Here is a 15,982-nt window from a genome sequence, read left to right on the forward strand (position 1 = left end):
CAAACTACGCTGAAGCCACAGATAACATAAACAACCACACTGCAGTGCTTCCCCTCACCCTGGCCCTCTCCCGGAGGGAGAGGGAACCGTCCGGCTGGCCGCGCAAGCGCAGCGCCGCCGGGCGATGGCAGCAGGCTCGGAGCCGCATCTATGCCGGGTGGCGGCTCGCGCCTGACCCGGCCTACAACCCCTACCATTCGAATCAATCGCGGTTTTTGTAGCCCGGACAAGACGCGCCAGGCGCCGCATCCGGGAATGCAACGGCGATGACGTTACTTCTGCCTTTTCGCGAATTCATCTTTGGCTTTCTGCAACTGCTGCTGGAAGGCCGGGTTGGTGTGCAGCGTAGCGACCACCGCGGAGCCGACGATGCGCGCCGCATCGACATCGCTCTGCCAGTGATAGCCGCAGATCACCCGGCTCTCGCCGAGCTCATAGCCGCGCTTCAAAATTTCGTTTTGCCGCTGCGGGTTGATCTCCGCCAGCACCAGGGCGGTGGCCCAGCCGATAGAAGTATGCCCGGACGGGTAAGAGCCGTTTTTCGCCAGCTTGTCCTGTTCGGTGGTGTTGCAGGTGGAGACGCCATAGAACGCAAACGGGCGAATGCGCATGTATTTCTCTTTCGCGCTGCGGGTCGCCAGGTCACCGGCGTCTTCAATCATATTGGTCAGCAGTTTGTGAAGCTGCGGCGCGTCTTTCTCGGTGATCGGCGAACCAAAGGCGCTGGAGAAGGCGTTGGCCACGCCGCCCGCGCTGAGGTTGGCATCCTCTGCCGCCAGCTTCCCGCGCTCGGTATTGCGCAGCAGACGTCCTTGCTCATACATCGCCTGATCGTTTAAAAATGCGATACTGCCCACCGCCGGCGGTGGTGGCAACAGCGCCAGGCTGTCGATGGCCTGGGCATTGGTCAGATAGTAGAGATCGGGCTTGGTGGTGACATCGTTCCCGGGGGGAACCAGAGCAAAGGCGTTAACGGAGAAGAAACTGGCCAGGCAAAGGGCAAGAACACGCTTTTTCATTAGAATTTCCTTACGTCATAATCATTCCAGAGAAGACAGTCCTGTGCTGTCACATTTCTGTCATCTTTAAGTAAAAGTGAAAATGGTCGGGAAAAAATTGTCGCGTCTCGCAAAAACGGCTTTTTGTCTGCTTAATGAGCAACCATACGCGATTTCAGACTGTCGTACTTACCACCCTGGCGTTTGGGCGCTAACATAGCGGGATTGCAATGACAGGAGATGTCCATGAGCGAGCAAGCCATTCGTTTAACGCAATACAGCCACGGAGCCGGTTGTGGTTGTAAAATTTCCCCGAAAGTGCTGGAAACTATCCTGCATAGCGAGCAGGCGAAGTTTGTCGATCCAAACCTGCTTGTCGGCAACGAAACCAGCGATGATGCCGCCGTTTACGATCTCGGTAATGGCACCTCGATCGTCAGCACCACCGATTTCTTTATGCCGATTGTCGATAACCCGTTCGACTTTGGCCGCATCGCCGCCACCAACGCCATCAGCGATATTTTCGCTATGGGCGGGAAACCGATTATGGCGATTGCCATCCTCGGCTGGCCGATCAACACCCTGGCGCCGGAAATCGCTCGCGAAGTGGTGGAGGGCGGGCGCTTTGCCTGCCAGCAGGCGGGGATCGCGCTGGCGGGCGGCCACTCCATTGACGCCCCGGAGCCGATCTTCGGTCTGGCGGTCACCGGCGTGGTGCCCACCGAGCGCATCAAGAAAAACAGCACCGCCCAGGCGGGCTGCAAACTGTATCTCACCAAACCGCTGGGGATCGGCGTACTGACCACCGCGGAGAAAAAATCGCTGCTCAAGCCAGAGCATCAAGGGTTAGCGACGGAGACCATGTGCCAGATAAACCTCGCCGGCGCCGCGTTTGCCGCCATCGACGGGGTGAAGGCGATGACCGACGTCACCGGCTTTGGCCTGCTCGGCCACCTCAGCGAGGTGTGCCGCGGGGCCGGCGTGCAGGCGCAGCTGCGCTATGCCGATATCCCAAAACTGCCGGGGGTGGAGGACTATATCGCCGCCGGCGCGGTGCCGGGCGGCACCGGGCGCAACTTTGCCAGCTACGGCCATCTCATGGGCGAGATGCCGACGGAGTGGCGGGATCTGCTGTGCGATCCGCAGACCTCCGGCGGCCTGCTGCTGGCGGTGACCCCGGAGGCGGAGGCGGAAGTTCAGGCCGCCGCGGCGGAGTTCGGCATTAAGCTGGCCGCCATCGGCGAGCTGGTGACCGCCCGCGGCGGGCGACCCATGATCGAGATCCGTTGATTCGATGCGGTTGTTTATTGCAGAAAAACCGAGTCTCGGTCGGGCTATCGCCGATGTGTTGCCTAAACCGCACCGCAAAGGCGATGGCTATATTGAGTGCGGCAACGGGCAGGTGGTCACCTGGTGTATCGGCCACCTGCTGGAGCAGGCGCAGCCGGACATCTACGACAGCCGCTATGCCCGGTGGAATCTCAACGATCTGCCGATTGTGCCGGAGAAATGGCAGCTGCAGCCAAAGCCCTCGGTCACCAAACAGCTGAATGTCATCAAGCGCCTGCTCGGCGACGCCGAGGAGGTTATCCACGCCGGCGACCCGGACAGAGAAGGGCAGCTGCTGGTGGACGAAGTACTCGACTACCTGCAGCTGGCGCCGGAGAAGCGTCAGCAGGTGCAGCGCTGTCTGATTAACGATCTCAACCCGCAGGCGGTGGAGCGGGCGATCAACCGTCTGCGCGCCAACAGCGAGTTCGTGCCGCTCTGCGTGTCGGCGCTGGCGCGGGCCCGCGCCGACTGGCTGTACGGCATCAATATGACCCGCGCCTACACCCTGCTGGGGCGCAACGCCGGCTATCAGGGGGTGCTCTCGGTGGGGCGGGTGCAGACCCCGGTACTTGGCCTGGTGGTCCGTCGCGATGAAGAGATTGAAAATTTCGTCGCCAAAGATTTCTTCGACGCGAAGGCGCATATCGTCACGCCGCAGGAGGAGCGTTTTGTCGCCACCTGGGTGCCGAGCGAAGCCTGCGAACCTTACCAGGATGAAGAAGGGCGCCTGCTGCATCGTCCGCTGGCCGAGCATGTGGTTAAGCGCATCGAAGGCCAGCCGGCAATCGTGACCGGCTATAACGATAAGCGCGATTCCGAACCCGCGCCGCTGCCGTTCTCGCTGTCGGCGCTGCAGATTGAGGCGGCCAAACGTTTCGGCTTCAGCGCGCAGAACGTGCTGGATATCTGCCAGAAGCTGTACGAAACCCACAAACTCATCACCTATCCGCGTTCGGACAGCCGCTATCTGCCGGAAGAGCACTTCGCTGGCCGCCATGCGGTGTTGAATGCGATTGCCGTCCATGCGGCGGACCTGCTGCCGCAGCCGGTAGTGGATCCGGAGATCCGCAACCGCTGCTGGGATGATAAAAAGGTCGACGCGCACCATGCGATTATCCCAACCGCCCGCAGCAGCCAGGTGAAGCTCACCGATAACGAAGCGAAGGTGTACACCCTGATCGCCCGCCAGTATCTGATGCAGTTCTGCCCTGACGCAGTGTTCCGCAAATGCCAGATTGATCTTGAGATCGCCAACGGCAAGTTTGTCGCCAAGGCGCGTTTTCTGGCCGAGGCGGGCTGGCGGACGCTGCTTGGCAGCAAAGAGCGCGATGAAGAGAACGACGGCACGCCGCTGCCGGTGGTGGCCAAAGGCGATGAACTGCTGTGCGAGAGGGGCGAGGTGGTGGAGCGTCAGACCCAGCCGCCGCGCCACTTTACCGACGCCACGCTGCTGTCGGCGATGACCGGGATTGCCCGCTTCGTGCAGGATAAAGATCTGAAGAAGATCCTCCGCGCCACCGACGGCCTCGGCACGGAAGCGACCCGCGCAGGGATTATCGAGCTGCTGTTCAAGCGTGGTTTCCTGAGCAAAAAGGGGCGCTATATCCACTCCTCGGAGGCCGGCAGGGCGCTCATTCATTCCCTGCCGGAGATGGCCGGGCGACCGGACATGACCGCCCACTGGGAGTCGGTGTTGACGCAGATCAGCGAGAAACAGTGCCGCTATCAGGACTTTATGCAGCCGCTGGTGGGGACGCTGTATCAACTGATCGATCAGGCGCGCAGCACGCCGGTGCGTCAGTTCCGCGGCCTGGTGGCGCCGGGCGGGGCGAAGAAGTCGTTCAGCAAAGGTAAAGGGAAGCCGAAAGGCAAAAAAGCGGCAGACGATACCGCGCCGCCGCCGCAGTAACCCGCCGGTGGTCGCGAGGATGCGTTACCCCGCGGCCACCGCTTCTCCGCCAGCCAGGCCAATGGTCTACACTAAACAGCCGGGAAGAGCCTGGACGCGGGGCCCCTGAGCAGGGGATGCCCGCTGCGCTTTTCCTGAGGCCGATGCCCCATTTCTCTCACAGGCGATAAGGAGGACCCGTGAAATATATTGCTATCAGCCAACCGGGCGGCCCGGAGGTATTGCAGATCCGCGAAGGGGAGATCCCCATCATCGGGGAGCATGAGGTGCTCATTGAGGTGAAGGCGGCGGGCGTCAACCGGCCGGATATTCTGCAGCGCCAGGGTCTGTATCCCATGCCTGAGGGCGTCACCCCCGTGCCCGGCCTCGAGGTGGCGGGCGTGGTTGTTAAGGTCGGCGCGCAGGTCACAGCGTTTATGCCCGGCGATCGCGTTTGCGCGCTGACCAACGGCGGCGGCTATGCCGAATACTGCGCCGTGCCGGCAGGCCAGACGTTGCCGATCCCGGCGGGCCTCAGCTTTAGCGAAGCGGCCGCCATTCCGGAAACCTTCTTCACCGTCTGGGCGAACGTCTTCCAGCTGGGTAAGCTGCAGCCTGGCGAAAGCATTCTGGTCCACGGCGGCGCCAGCGGGATTGGCACCACCGCGGTCCAGCTGTGCCACGCGCTGGGGATGACCGTCTATGCCACCGTCGGCCAGGACGAAAAAATTGTTGCGCTACGTCCCTATGCTACGGCGATTAACTACAAAACAGATGATTTTGCCGAGAAAATCGGCCAGCTGACCAACGATGAAGGGGTGGACGTCATTCTGGATATTGTTGGCGGCCCTTACTTTAACCGCAACCTTGGGCTACTGAAAAAGGATGGACGACTGGTCATCATCGGCTTTATGGGCGGGCGAATCGCTCATGAGGTTGATATTCAGACTCTGATGCTCAAGCGAGCCACCGTCACCGGCTCGACCATGCGCGGCCGGACGCCAGCGGAGAAACAGCAGATTGCCGAGGCGCTGCGCCGCCACGTCTGGCCGCTGCTTGAGGCAGGGAAATGCAAGCCGCTGATCTACGCCAGCTACCCGATGGCGGAGATTGCCGAGGCCCATGCCTGTCTGGACAGTGGTCAGCATCTGGGGAAAGTGGTGATCACGATGACGTCGTGAGACGCATCCCGGCGGGCTGCCGCCGGGATGGAGTTAGGGGAGGTTAAATCACGCCCTGGGCCAGCATAGCATCTGCAACCTTCACGAAACCGGCGATATTCGCGCCGCGCACGTAGTTGGTCTGCTTCGCTTCGCCGCCGTACTGCACGCAAGCGTGGTGGATATCCAGCATGATGTGATGCAGGCGGGCATCCACTTTTTCCGCTTTCCAGCCCATGCGCGCGGCGTTCTGCGCCATCTCCAAACCGGAAGTCGCCACGCCGCCGGCGTTGGCCGCTTTGCCCGGGGCAAACAGCACGCCAGCTTCCAGGAACAGGTCGGTTGCGGCGATGGTGGTCGGCATGTTGGCGCCTTCCGCCACGGCCTTGACGCCATTGGCAATCAGCTGGCGGGCGGCATCGACGTCCAGTTCGTTCTGGGTCGCGCAAGGCAGGGCAATATCCACCGGCACTGACCACGGCTGCTGGCCTTCAAGATAGGTGAGGCCAAATTCGCGGGCGTAATCGGCCACGCGGCCGTGGGCACGCTCTTTAATGTCGATCAGGCGGGCCAGTTTTTCTTTGGTGAAGCCCGCTTCGTCAACGACGGTGCCGTTGGAGTCGGAGGCCGTCACCACCCGCGCGCCAAGCTCCATCGCTTTCTCAATGGCGTATTGCGCGACGTTGCCGGAGCCGGAGACCGCCACGCGAGCGCCTTCGAAGCCGAGGCCGTGACGTTTGAGCATCGCTTCGCTGAAGTAGATCAGGCCGTAACCAGTGGCTTCCGGACGGATCAAGCTGCCGCCAAAGGAGAGTCCTTTACCGGTGAAGACGCAGGCGCTGTTGTTGGAGAGCTTGCGCATCATTCCGGCCATAAAGCCGACTTCGCGACCGCCGACGCCGATATCGCCCGCCGGTACGTCGGTATCCGGGCCAAGGTGGCGATAGAGTTCGGTCATCAGCGCCTGGCAGAAACGCATCACTTCGCCATCGCTCTTGCCTTTAGGATCGAAATCGCTGCCGCCTTTCCCGCCGCCCATCGGCAGAGTGGTCAGGGCGTTTTTGAAGGTCTGCTCGAAGCCAAGGAATTTGAGAATCGACAGGTTAACCGACGGGTGAAAACGCATCCCGCCTTTATACGGGCCGATGGCCGAGTTGAACTGCACGCGCCACGCGCGGTTGACCTGGACCTGATTGCGGTCGTCCACCCACACCACGCGGAACTGGATCACGCGCTCCGGTTCCACCAGACGTTCCAGCAAAGCAAGCTGACGATAGCGCGGATTTTCCTCAAGGAAAGGCCACAGGGTGGTCATCACCTCCCGGACGGCTTGAGCAAATTCGGTTTGATGAGGATCGCGCTGTTGAACGCGGGTGAGAAAGCCTTCCAGAGTGCACGTCTGATCCATAGATATCAGTTCCCCTTATGGTTGTGGTTGCATGTATTTATTATGATTCGGTCCTTGAAAAAACCGATTTTCCGACTATAACACCGCTAATCCTTAGGCAAGCAAGGAAAAATTGAGCCGACAACAAAATTTATAATTGCCCGCTCGTCATAACTAAAAGCGATGACGAGGCGGCGGGCGGATCAGCGGACGGAAAGGGTGGGGCGCTGGGCGATAAAGGCGTGCAGCAGAGGAATATCGGCCGGGGCGAGATCGAGGGCCAGCGCTTCTGTGGGAAGGCACCAGCGCAGCTGAGTGTGATAGTGGGCCAGCGGCGTGCCCTGAAAGTGCGGCACCCACCAGGCGTGCAGATGGATCCGGCGGCCGGAGACCTCCCGCTGATGGCTAGCGATATAGCAAGCTGGGCGGGCGATGATGCCCATCTCCTCCTGCAGTTCGCGGGCCAGCGCCTGCGGCTGGTTTTCACCCGGCTCCACTTTGCCGCCGGCGAACTCCCACATCCCCGGCTGGTCGGCGTGGGGCGGACGCTGCGCCAGCAGAATTTGGCCATCCTGTTCAATAATGGCGGCGACAACATCAATCATTTTTAGCATAAGCATCAAGGTTAATAAGACGAATATGGCCTATTATCACCGCCATAGACCGTAACTGACAACCGCCAACCCTGCTGGAGACCTTCGTGCTTGATAGCCACCTGCATCCGCGCCTTAAACCCCTGCTTAACGCTGTCGCCGGCGTCCTTGACCGCCCCGGCATCTCACCGGACGGGCTGACGCTGGTCGGTTTTGCCATCGGCGTGCTGGCTCTGCCCTTTCTGGCGCTGGGGTGGTATGGCGCGGCGCTGGCGGCCATTCTCCTTAACCGCCTGCTGGATGGCCTGGACGGCGCTCTGGCGCGGCGGCGCGGGCTCACGGACGCGGGCGGCTTTCTCGATATTGCGCTGGATTTTCTCTTTTACGCCCTGGTGCCGTTCGGCTTTATTCTGGCGGATCCGCTGAACAATGCCCTGGCGGGCGGCTGGCTGCTGTTTGCCTTTATCGGCACCGGCAGCAGCTTTCTCGCTTTTGCCGCCCTGGCGGCCAGGCACCAGATCGCCAATCCCGGCTACGCCCATAAATCGCTGTACTATCTCGGGGGACTGACGGAGGGGACGGAGACCATCCTGTTGTTTGTCCTTGGCTGCCTGTTTCCGGCGCATTTCGCCTGGCTGGCGTGGCTGTTTGGCGCGCTGTGCTGGCTGACGACGGCGACGCGCATCTGCAGTGGCTACCAGACCTTAAAGCGGGTAACGACCACAGCGTAAACGGGGTATCGCGCGTCGCCGACAAAGGGCGACGCGCTGAGGCGGGGCGAGTTACTGACTGCTTTCCGGGCCGCGCTCTCCGCGGGCCACCGGATTGTGCGGGTTGCTGCTCCATTCGTACCAGCCGCCGTCGTACACCGCGACGTGCGGCCAGCCCATGGCGCGGGCATACATAAAGGTTTCCGAGGCCCGCCAGCCGGTCCCGCAATAAAACGCCACTTGCTGGCTCGGCAGAATGTTCCACTGGCGCCACAGGGCAGCGATATCGTCGGCGCTGCGCATGGTGCCGTCCGGGTTATGGAAATCCTCCATGTGCGTGGAGTCGCTCCCGGCGTGGCCCCAGCGGGCGCCAGCGATGTCGCCCTTCGGCTTGATATAGCTGTAGCCGCTGGTGGTGCCGATAAACTCCGGCCACGAGCGGACGCTGACCAGCGAGGCGTCCTGACGATGCAGCAGCCCGCGGGCTTGTTCGGTATCCAGCATCAGCTGCGGCTGGCCGGGGATCGGCGCGCCGAAATCAGGCGCCGGCTGCTGCGCCGGCGGCATACCGCGCTCTACCGGCAGCCCGGCGTCGGACCAGGTCTGCCAGCCGCCGTCAAGCAGGCGCACGTCTTTGACCCCGGCGTACAGCATGATCTGCGCCACCCGCGCTGCGGCGTAGACGTCGCGACCATAGAGGATCACCGTGGTGTCATGCCGGATGCCGTGCTTCGCCAGCATCGCCTTCAGCTGCGCGTCGGACACTTTATTCCACAGCGGTTCGCTCTCCACCTCATTGGTATCGATATAGCCCGCGCCAGGGATATGGCTCAGCAGATAGAGCTTCGGCGCTCCCCAGGCGGCTTCAAACACTTTCCAGTCGCCTGCCGGGGCGGCGGCGACCGCTTTCCCTTGCTGTAGGTCGTGCAGCCACTGGGGGTAGACCAGCTGTTCAAAGTGCGGCAGCTTTTGCAGACGGTCGGTCTGGCTCAGCGCATCGCTCAGGGTGCTGAGCCGGGTGAAACCCGTTTGTTTCAGCCGCGCCGCGACGCTGACGTTATCCTCCGGGCTGCCGTACAGCGCGATGGGGGTATCGGACTGGAGCTGGTGCTGCTTAGCCCAGGCGCGGAGCTGATCGTCGCTCATGGCGCCGAGCCAGCGGGCGGAAAGATTGAGGGCCTGCGGCTCATGGCCTTCCGGGCCGTTGGCGCGCTGCGGCCAGCCGTTGTAATAAGCGCTGAGCCGGGTGTCGATGGCCACGCCGTGCTGCTGTTGCAGGTGGAAGAGAGTGAGCGCTGGCATGGTTTCAGCGGCGCAGGTAGTGGAAGCAGCAAGCCCCATGAGCAGGGCGAGTGCGGTCAATTGAGAAACACGTTTCATCGAAATGCCCGACGGTAAAAAGTGGAGGGCGTATTCTCCACTCGCCAGGCGCCGATTTCTTTGCGGTAACGCAGGTTTGCACGCTATTGTCCTTCATTGCCAGCGCTCCATCGCCAGGCAGCGCCCCGTCGGCGGGCAGTCCTCGCGATCGTGGGTCACCAGGATCGCCGGAATGGCCTGGCGGGCCAGTTCTTCAAAGACCCAGCGGCGGAACCCGGCGCGCAGGCTGGCATCCAGGCGGCTGAAGGGTTCATCGAGCAGCAGCGCCTCGGGGCGCGCCAGCAGGGCGCGCAGCAGGCTCACCCGCGCCCGCTGCCCGCCGGAGAGCGTGGCCGGATCGCGCGGGGCGAAGCCCGCCAGCCCGGCGCGGCTAAGCGCTTCCTCCACCGCGGTTTTTCGCGCCTCGCCGCGCACGTTCTCCGGCAGCGCCAGCTGTAAATTTTGCCCGACGCTGAAATGGTCGAACAGTAACGGGTCCTGAAACAGAATGCCGATGCGCCGATGCTCTGTCGGCAGCGTATCGCAACGCCGTTCGTTGAGCCACAGTTCGCCTCGGGCGCGAAAATCGCCGGACAGGGCGCCAATCATCCAGGCAAACAGTGTTGATTTCCCGCTACCGGAGGGGCCCATCAGCGTCAGCACCTCCCCCGGGGCTACCGAAAAGGCGACCTCCCGCAGCAGCGGCTGGCGTCTCACGCTCAGAGTCAGATGGTTTACGGTTAGCACTAGCGAAGTCCTCGTCGATAGCGGCCTGCCAGCCAGGCCAGCAGAGCCGTTAGGGTAAAGCATACCGCCGGCAGCAATAATTGCCACAGCGCCTGAGCGGCGAGCGTCTGCGCCTCGCCGCCGCTGCTGAGCGCCACCGCCTGGCTGGTGAGCGTCGGAATTCGGCCAGCCCCCAGCCATAGCGTTGGCAGATACTGCGCGATGCTTACTGAGAAGCCCACCGCCAGGGCGGTCAGCAGTGGGCGAGTTAGCGAAGGCAGGGTCAGCAACCAGAAAATACGCGTCGATCCCCAGCCGAGCGTGCGGGCGACAACCGTCAGCCGCGGATCGCGCTGGCGCCAGGCCGGGCGCAAAATAAACAGCATCCAGGGCACCACCCACAGCAGATGGCCCCACAGGACGGTCCACCAGTCACCGTCAAGCCAGGCATACAGCGCCAACCGGTACTGCCCGTCGGCCAGCGGCAGGGCCGGCAGGACCAGCGGTAGCCAGACCCAGCCATCGCCTCGCGCCGGGCCGCAGGCCAGCCACAGCAGGCAGACAGCCGCGCCGAGGGCGCAGGCCGCCAGCGCCAGCCCAAGGCTGTTGCCCAGAGCATCCATCTGCGGCGGCGCCGAGCGCGCCAGCCCCGCCAGCAATAGCGCGCCCAGCAGACCGCTCAGCGGCAGCAGCGCCGCCAGCAGGCGGCCGGGCAGGGCATGAGGATGCGGGTGACGAACACCGTGCAGATCGGGCTGGTACTGGCGCTGTAGCCGCCATCCGCCCCAGGCGACCAGCGCCAGCCCGCCGAGGATCGCCATCAGCAGCAGGCTGGCCAGCGCCCCTTTGGCCTGCTGCAGCTCATCGCCCTGGCTTAACCATTGCCACGCCAGCACGGCGAGGGTGGGCGGATTGCCGGGCCCCAGCACCAGGGCGACGTCTACCGCCGACAGGCTCCAGGCGGTGGTGGCCAGCAGCACCATGCCGAGGGCGGGCAGCAGGGCGGGCAGCACCAGCCAACGCAGGCACTGCCAGCGGCCGTAGCCGAGGCTCTTCAGGGCGGTCGCCTGGTCGGCGAGGCGTTTCTCTCCCAGCAGGCCATAAATCACCCACAGCACAAAGGCGCTCTCTTTCAGGGCCATCGTCAGGCCAAGCCCGATGCCGTACCGGTCAACCGGCGGCGTCAGAAACGGCAGCCGCTGCCAGAGCCAGCCCCCTTCGGCGAACAGCAGCAGCGCCGCCGTCGCCAGGGCGAGATGGGGCACCGCCAGCAGCAGCGGCAGACGGGAAGCCAGCCGCCGCCAGCGGGCCGAAGGCCAGAGGGCGGCGACGATGGTCAGGGCGATCAGCAGCGCGCCGCCGACGGATAACGGCGTGGAGACGAGGGTGGCGGCCAGCGCCTGGCTCAGCTGCGGGTCGGCGAACAGCGCCCGCCAGTGGGCCGGGGAGCGCGCAGCGCCCACCAGTTCCCCGGCGGCGGGGAGCAGCGGCAGATAGATCGCCGCCATCGCCCCCCAGGCCAGCAGGATCAGTGGGTACCGTAGCGGCGCAGCCATTCCTGCTCCAGCGCGTCAACCCATGCCGCGTGAGGCTCGGCAAGCACCGGCGGCAGATCCTGCGGCAGGGCTGCCGCCAGCGCCTGGCGCTGGCCGTCAGGCAGACGCTGCGGATCCAGTACGCTCGGATCGCCCCAGACGGCGGCATCGGCCTTGCGCAATTGCGCCTCAGGGGAGAGCAGGAAATTGGCCACTACTTTGGCGCCAGCGACAGCGCGGGCGTTAGCCGGGATGGTAACGAAATGGACGTTGCCGAGGGTCCCCGCGGTAAAGCCGAAGCTGTAGCTGTCCGTCGGTAATTCGCCGCTGGCGGCTTTCTGCCGGGCGTGCAGCGGGTTAAACGTCAGCGACAGGCGGAGGGTGCCCTGGTTGAGCATGGCGTCCATCCGCGCCGGCGACGCCGGGAAATCCTTGCCCGCCCGCCACAGGGCCGGGTGCAGCGCATCGAGATAGCGCCACAGCGGGGCGGTGACCGCCGCGAAGGTCGTTGGCTGCGGCGGCTGGCGCAGGGCGGCTGGCTGGTCGGTGAGCGCGATCAGCAGTTGCTCCAGCAGGGCGGTACCGGTGAAGTCCGGCGGCCGCGGGTAGGTTACGCTGCCCGGATGGGCTCTGGCGAAGGCCAGCAGGGCCTGCGGGCTGCTGGGCGGCTGCGGCGTTTGTCCGCGGCGGGCGATAAACGTCAGCTGGGCGCTGCCCCACGGCGACTCCGCGCCCTCGGTGGCGACTGAAAAATCTTCCCGTACCGGCTTTTGCAGATCGACATAGCGCCAGTTGGGCAGCGATTCGGCCCAGCCGGTGAGCAGCAGGTTGGCCTGCTTAAGCGTGCGAAAGTTTTCGCCGTTGATCCACAGCAGATCCACTGACCCGCCCTGGCGACGACCGGCCTGCGCCTCGGTCTGGATGCGTTTCACTGCGTCGGCGGCGTCGGCGACAGGCACAATACGCAGGTCGATTGCGTAATAGCGTTTGACCTCTTCGCTGACCCACGCCAGATAGCGATTGACGGCCGGGTCGCCGCCCCAGGCGTTAAACCAGACGGTCTGTCCGTGGGCTTCCGTCTGAATCTGCCGCCAGCTGTCGTCGGCATTAACCGCCAGCGGCCAGAGCAGCAGCAGGCACAGACAGAGGCTGTAATCACGCAAACGGCGCATCGTTACTCCTTATTCTGCGAGGAAGAGGTGGGTATCTGGCACAACCCCTGAGCCGGGATCGCCATCGCGGCATTGAACCGCGCTGATAAATTTTGCAGGCCGATCAGGGCGGTCAGCTCGGTGAGCGCCCGGGCGTCAAAATGCGCGGCCATCGCGCTACGCAGGGCATCATCCACCGCCGGCGGCGTCTGGGTGGCGGCTTCGGCATAGGCCAGCGCCAGGCGCTCTTTTTCGCTGAACAGCGTACTGCTGCGCCAGTCGGCGACCGCCAGCAGCTTGTCCTGGCTCCCGCTCCGCGCCGCGAGGGTCATGCTGGTGATATCGATACAGAATTCGCAGTGGCACAGCTGGGCGATGCGGGCGCTGACCAGCGAGCGCAGCACCGGATCCAGCGGCGAGCGGCGGCGTTCAATATAGCCCACGAACAGCGAAACCAGGTAAAACAGCCACGGGATCCGACCCCACCAGCGAATGGGGCTCAGCACCTGGCCGTAATGCCGGCGGTGCAGCCAGGCCTGCGGACGAAGGATCAGGGGGACAGAATCCAGCGGGGGTAAGCTCATGGCGACGATCTCTTATGACGTTCACGGTAAATATTTTTGGCGATAGAGATGACCACCGCCAGGGCAAAAAGCAGCGAAAGCCCGGTGGCCAGCCAGAAGGTGCCCCCGGTGAGCAGACTCCCGGCCCAGGAATAAACGATAGTCGCCGGGAGCTGGCCCACGCCGGTGGCCAGCATAAAGGGCCAGAAGCGCAGCGAGGTTAGTCCGGCGGCATAGCTGACCGGGTCAAACGGGACAAACGGCAGCAGGCGGCAGACCAGGATCGTCTGCGGGCCAAAGCGGGTGAAATAGCCGTCGGCACTGCGCAGCACCGCGCGGCCGGTGAGTTTCTCCACCACTTCGCGCCCCAGCGCTCTGGCGATGCAGAAGCAGAGCCCGGCCCCGACCATAGCGCTGAACCACGACAGCGCCCCGCCCCAGAAGGCGCCGAACAGGGCGGCGTTCGCCAGGGTAATCAGGAAAGCCGGCAGCGGAGCGACGATCGCCTGGAGGATCATCAGCGCAAATGAGACCAGCGCGGCCTGCGGCCCCCAGGCGGCGATAAACCCTCTGACCTGCTGCGGATCCAGGGAGGCTAACGCCGTCAGACTCTGCTGCAGAAAGGTACGCCCGCCAGGGAACCACAGCCAGGCGGCCAGAGCGGCGGCGACCACGACGGCAAGGGCCAGCCGGGCGCGGCGCAGGTGACGGCGATCAGGTTGGGTCATGGCGCACCTCCTCACTGCACGCCGCCACGCGACGGGCGCGGGCAAACCGTTTGCCTATCTGCACCAGGGCAAACAGCAGCCCGCCGGCGAGGCTCAGTTTGAGCGCGAAGGCGAGGGTCACCCCCTCGCGGGCCAGTTCGCTGGCCATCACCGAATAGATGACCAGACCCGGCAGGGTGGTCACGGCCGAGATCAGGGTAAAGGGCCAGAAGCGGATCGCCGTCAGGCCGTAGGCGTAATTCTGAATATTGTAGGGAAAGAGCGGCACCAGGCGGGTGAGGATCAGGAAATCGCAGCCGCTGTGGGCGATACCGCGCTCAATCGCCTGAAAGACGGTGGTATGGCCGACATAGCGCTGCAGCAGATCGCGTCCAAGCCAGCGGGCGATTAAAAACGACAGCGAAGAGGCGAGGGTGGCGGCGGCAAACGAGAGCAAGGAGCCTGTTAGCGGGCCGAAGAGCATCCCGCCGGCGATCACCAGCAGGCTGCCGGGGATCAGACACAGGGTGGCAATGATAAACAGCGCAGCATAGACCAGATATCCCCAGGCGCCCTGATGGCGGAGGGTGTCCTGAAGCAGATGCAGGTGAGTCAGCAGATCGTGGAGACCGACGCGGTGGCTGATAACGGCCAGCGTGGCCACCAGCGCGAGAAGTCCCAGCCCTTTACCAATGGCCGGATGACGGCTTCTTTTGCATGAGAGGTGCTCCTGTACAGTCTGGACGCAGTGGACATCAAAAAGTGCGCGCGACAGTATCCTGTTCCGACGACCGTCACAATGGTTTACCGTCGCTTTGTTGATTTTGCTCAGGAAATTCTGCCCCCCGCACAGCGGGAGGCGAGAGAAGGGCGTGAATTATGGCCGGAAGGTGGCCCACACCGGCGCGTGGTCGGACGGTTTTTCCATCCCGCGGATCTCGTAATCGATCCCGGTTTCCACGCAGCGCTGCGCCAGAGGCTGGCTGGCCAGCAGCAGATCGATGCGCAGCCCACGGTTATCGTCGAAGCCTTTGGAGCGGTAATCAAACCACGAGAAATGCTCATGATTGTCGGGGTTAGCCTGACGCCAGGTATCCACCAGGCCCCAGCCCAGCAGGCGGTCCATCCATTCCCGTTCTTCCGGCAGGAAGGAACATTTGCCGGTGCGCAGCCAGCGTTTGCGGTTCTCTTCACCGATACCGATGTCCAGATCGGTAGGACTGATGTTCATATCGCCCATGATCAGCACCGGATTCTCTTTGTTGAGCTCGGTCTCCAGATAGTTCTGCAGATTCTGATAGAACGCCGCTTTGGCCGGGAATTTGGTCTCATGATCGCGGCTTTCACCCTGCGGGAAATAGCCGTTAATCACTGTGACGTTGCCGAAGGGCGACGGGATCTCCGCCATAATGATGCGGCGCTGAGCCTCTTCGCCATCGTTCGGGAAACCGCGGCGGACGGCAATCGGCGTCTCTTTGGTCAGCAGCGCGACGCCATAATGGCCTTTCTGCCCGTGATAAAAGACGTTATAGCCGAGCCTGGCGACCTCTTCGAGAGGGAACATGTCGTCGTGAACTTTGGTTTCCTGCAGGCCAATCACGTCCGGCTGGTGTTTTTCGACGATGGCGGCCAGTTGGTGCGGGCGGGCACGCAGGCCGTTGATATTAAAAGAGACGAATTTCATAGTCGCTGCCACTGTGCAAGGTGAATAGTGCAGGGATGGTAGCAGAAATTCGCCAGGCTGGCTGCCACCGGATGCGTCATTCTGCCAATCGCTGCGCATGAGCGTGCCGTGGGTGCCCCTTTTGCGGGCATGCCGCGCCAAAAAAGGGCAAATAGCTACGATAAATTTCGCAGAGGATCACAATTACAG

General features: G+C 63.3%; 15 protein-coding genes. 4 read left to right on the forward strand and 11 right to left on the reverse strand.

All coding sequences use genetic code 11. The features are described from left to right. Nucleotides 1-272 precede the first annotated feature (272 nt). A complete protein-coding gene (gene phoC / locus HMPREF3140_RS13205) occupies nt 273-1,019 on the reverse strand; it encodes an acid phosphatase PhoC (RefSeq protein ID WP_002901387.1) in 747 nt (248 codons plus the stop codon). Between the two features lie 225 nt (nt 1,020-1,244). Between phoC and selD the strand changes: the two genes are divergently transcribed. The 3 genes from selD (at nt 1,245) to HMPREF3140_RS13220 (ending at nt 5,399) form a co-directional block, all read left to right on the forward strand. Beyond that, nucleotides 1,245-2,288 carry a selenide, water dikinase SelD gene (gene selD, locus HMPREF3140_RS13210; protein ID WP_023279895.1) on the forward strand — a complete coding sequence of 348 codons (1,044 nt, stop codon included), beginning with the start codon at nt 1,245-1,247 and terminating at the stop codon, nt 2,286-2,288. Between the two features lie 4 nt (nt 2,289-2,292). Further along, entirely contained in the window at nt 2,293-4,239 is a 1,947-nt protein-coding gene (locus HMPREF3140_RS13215) for a DNA topoisomerase III (protein WP_023279896.1), read from the forward strand. Nucleotides 4,240-4,418: 179 nt separating this feature from the next. Next, complete coding sequence (locus HMPREF3140_RS13220; RefSeq protein WP_016946407.1) at nt 4,419-5,399, forward strand: NAD(P)H-quinone oxidoreductase; 981 nt, start codon at nt 4,419-4,421, stop codon at nt 5,397-5,399. A 43-nt stretch (nt 5,400-5,442) separates the two neighbouring features. Here the strand turns inward: HMPREF3140_RS13220 and gdhA are convergent, their stop codons facing one another. Both gdhA and HMPREF3140_RS13235 read right to left on the reverse strand, forming a co-directional pair. Next, nucleotides 5,443-6,786 (reverse strand): NADP-specific glutamate dehydrogenase, encoded by a 1,344-nt coding sequence (gdhA, locus tag HMPREF3140_RS13225; RefSeq protein ID WP_031589882.1) that lies wholly within the window; start codon nt 6,784-6,786, stop codon nt 5,443-5,445. A gap of 182 nt (nt 6,787-6,968) precedes the next feature. Continuing rightward, nucleotides 6,969-7,379 carry a pyrimidine (deoxy)nucleoside triphosphate diphosphatase gene (locus tag HMPREF3140_RS13235; protein ID WP_004183673.1) on the reverse strand — a complete coding sequence of 137 codons (411 nt, stop codon included), beginning with the start codon at nt 7,377-7,379 and terminating at the stop codon, nt 6,969-6,971. A gap of 86 nt (nt 7,380-7,465) precedes the next feature. On the opposite strand from HMPREF3140_RS13235, the gene HMPREF3140_RS13240 reads away from it, so the two are divergent. Continuing rightward, nucleotides 7,466-8,089 carry a CDP-alcohol phosphatidyltransferase family protein gene (locus tag HMPREF3140_RS13240; RefSeq protein ID WP_004183674.1) on the forward strand — a complete coding sequence of 208 codons (624 nt, stop codon included), beginning with the start codon at nt 7,466-7,468 and terminating at the stop codon, nt 8,087-8,089. Between the two features lie 51 nt (nt 8,090-8,140). Here HMPREF3140_RS13240 and HMPREF3140_RS13245 read toward each other — a convergent pair whose 3' ends face one another. The 8 genes from HMPREF3140_RS13245 to xthA form a co-directional block, all read right to left on the reverse strand. Beyond that, nucleotides 8,141-9,448, reverse strand: coding sequence for a sulfurtransferase (locus HMPREF3140_RS13245; RefSeq protein WP_023279898.1), 1,308 nt, complete (start codon nt 9,446-9,448; stop codon nt 8,141-8,143). 93 nt (nt 9,449-9,541) lie between these two features. Beyond that, nucleotides 9,542-10,174, reverse strand: a complete 633-nt coding sequence (locus HMPREF3140_RS13250; RefSeq protein WP_004176522.1) for an ATP-binding cassette domain-containing protein — start codon at nt 10,172-10,174, stop codon at nt 9,542-9,544. Further along, nucleotides 10,174-11,709 carry an ABC transporter permease subunit gene (locus HMPREF3140_RS13255; RefSeq protein ID WP_031589887.1) on the reverse strand — a complete coding sequence of 512 codons (1,536 nt, stop codon included), beginning with the start codon at nt 11,707-11,709 and terminating at the stop codon, nt 10,174-10,176. The genes HMPREF3140_RS13250 and HMPREF3140_RS13255 overlap by 1 nt, the downstream gene beginning before the upstream one ends. Further along, the gene (locus tag HMPREF3140_RS13260; protein WP_020802460.1) at nt 11,682-12,860 is read right to left on the reverse strand and encodes an ABC transporter substrate-binding protein; all 1,179 of its coding nucleotides are present in this window, start codon (nt 12,858-12,860) and stop codon (nt 11,682-11,684) included. Before HMPREF3140_RS13260 ends, HMPREF3140_RS13255 begins: the two co-directional genes overlap by 28 nt. 2 nt (nt 12,861-12,862) lie before the next feature. After that, nucleotides 12,863-13,423, reverse strand: a complete 561-nt coding sequence (locus HMPREF3140_RS13265; protein ID WP_004176519.1) for a carboxymuconolactone decarboxylase family protein — start codon at nt 13,421-13,423, stop codon at nt 12,863-12,865. Continuing rightward, a complete protein-coding gene (locus HMPREF3140_RS13270) occupies nt 13,420-14,130 on the reverse strand; it encodes a TVP38/TMEM64 family protein (protein ID WP_004151923.1) in 711 nt (236 codons plus the stop codon). Before HMPREF3140_RS13270 ends, HMPREF3140_RS13265 begins: the two co-directional genes overlap by 4 nt. After that, nucleotides 14,117-14,773, reverse strand: coding sequence for a TVP38/TMEM64 family protein (locus tag HMPREF3140_RS13275; protein WP_004190824.1), 657 nt, complete (start codon nt 14,771-14,773; stop codon nt 14,117-14,119). Before HMPREF3140_RS13275 ends, HMPREF3140_RS13270 begins: the two co-directional genes overlap by 14 nt. Before the next feature lie 213 nt (nt 14,774-14,986). Then, nucleotides 14,987-15,793 (reverse strand): exodeoxyribonuclease III, encoded by an 807-nt coding sequence (xthA, locus tag HMPREF3140_RS13280; RefSeq protein WP_016946405.1) that lies wholly within the window; start codon nt 15,791-15,793, stop codon nt 14,987-14,989. Between the last annotated feature and the right edge of the window lie 189 nt (nt 15,794-15,982).

Source organism: Klebsiella sp. HMSC16A12, assembly GCF_001808265.1.
Lineage (GTDB): Bacteria > Pseudomonadota > Gammaproteobacteria > Enterobacterales > Enterobacteriaceae > Klebsiella > Klebsiella pneumoniae.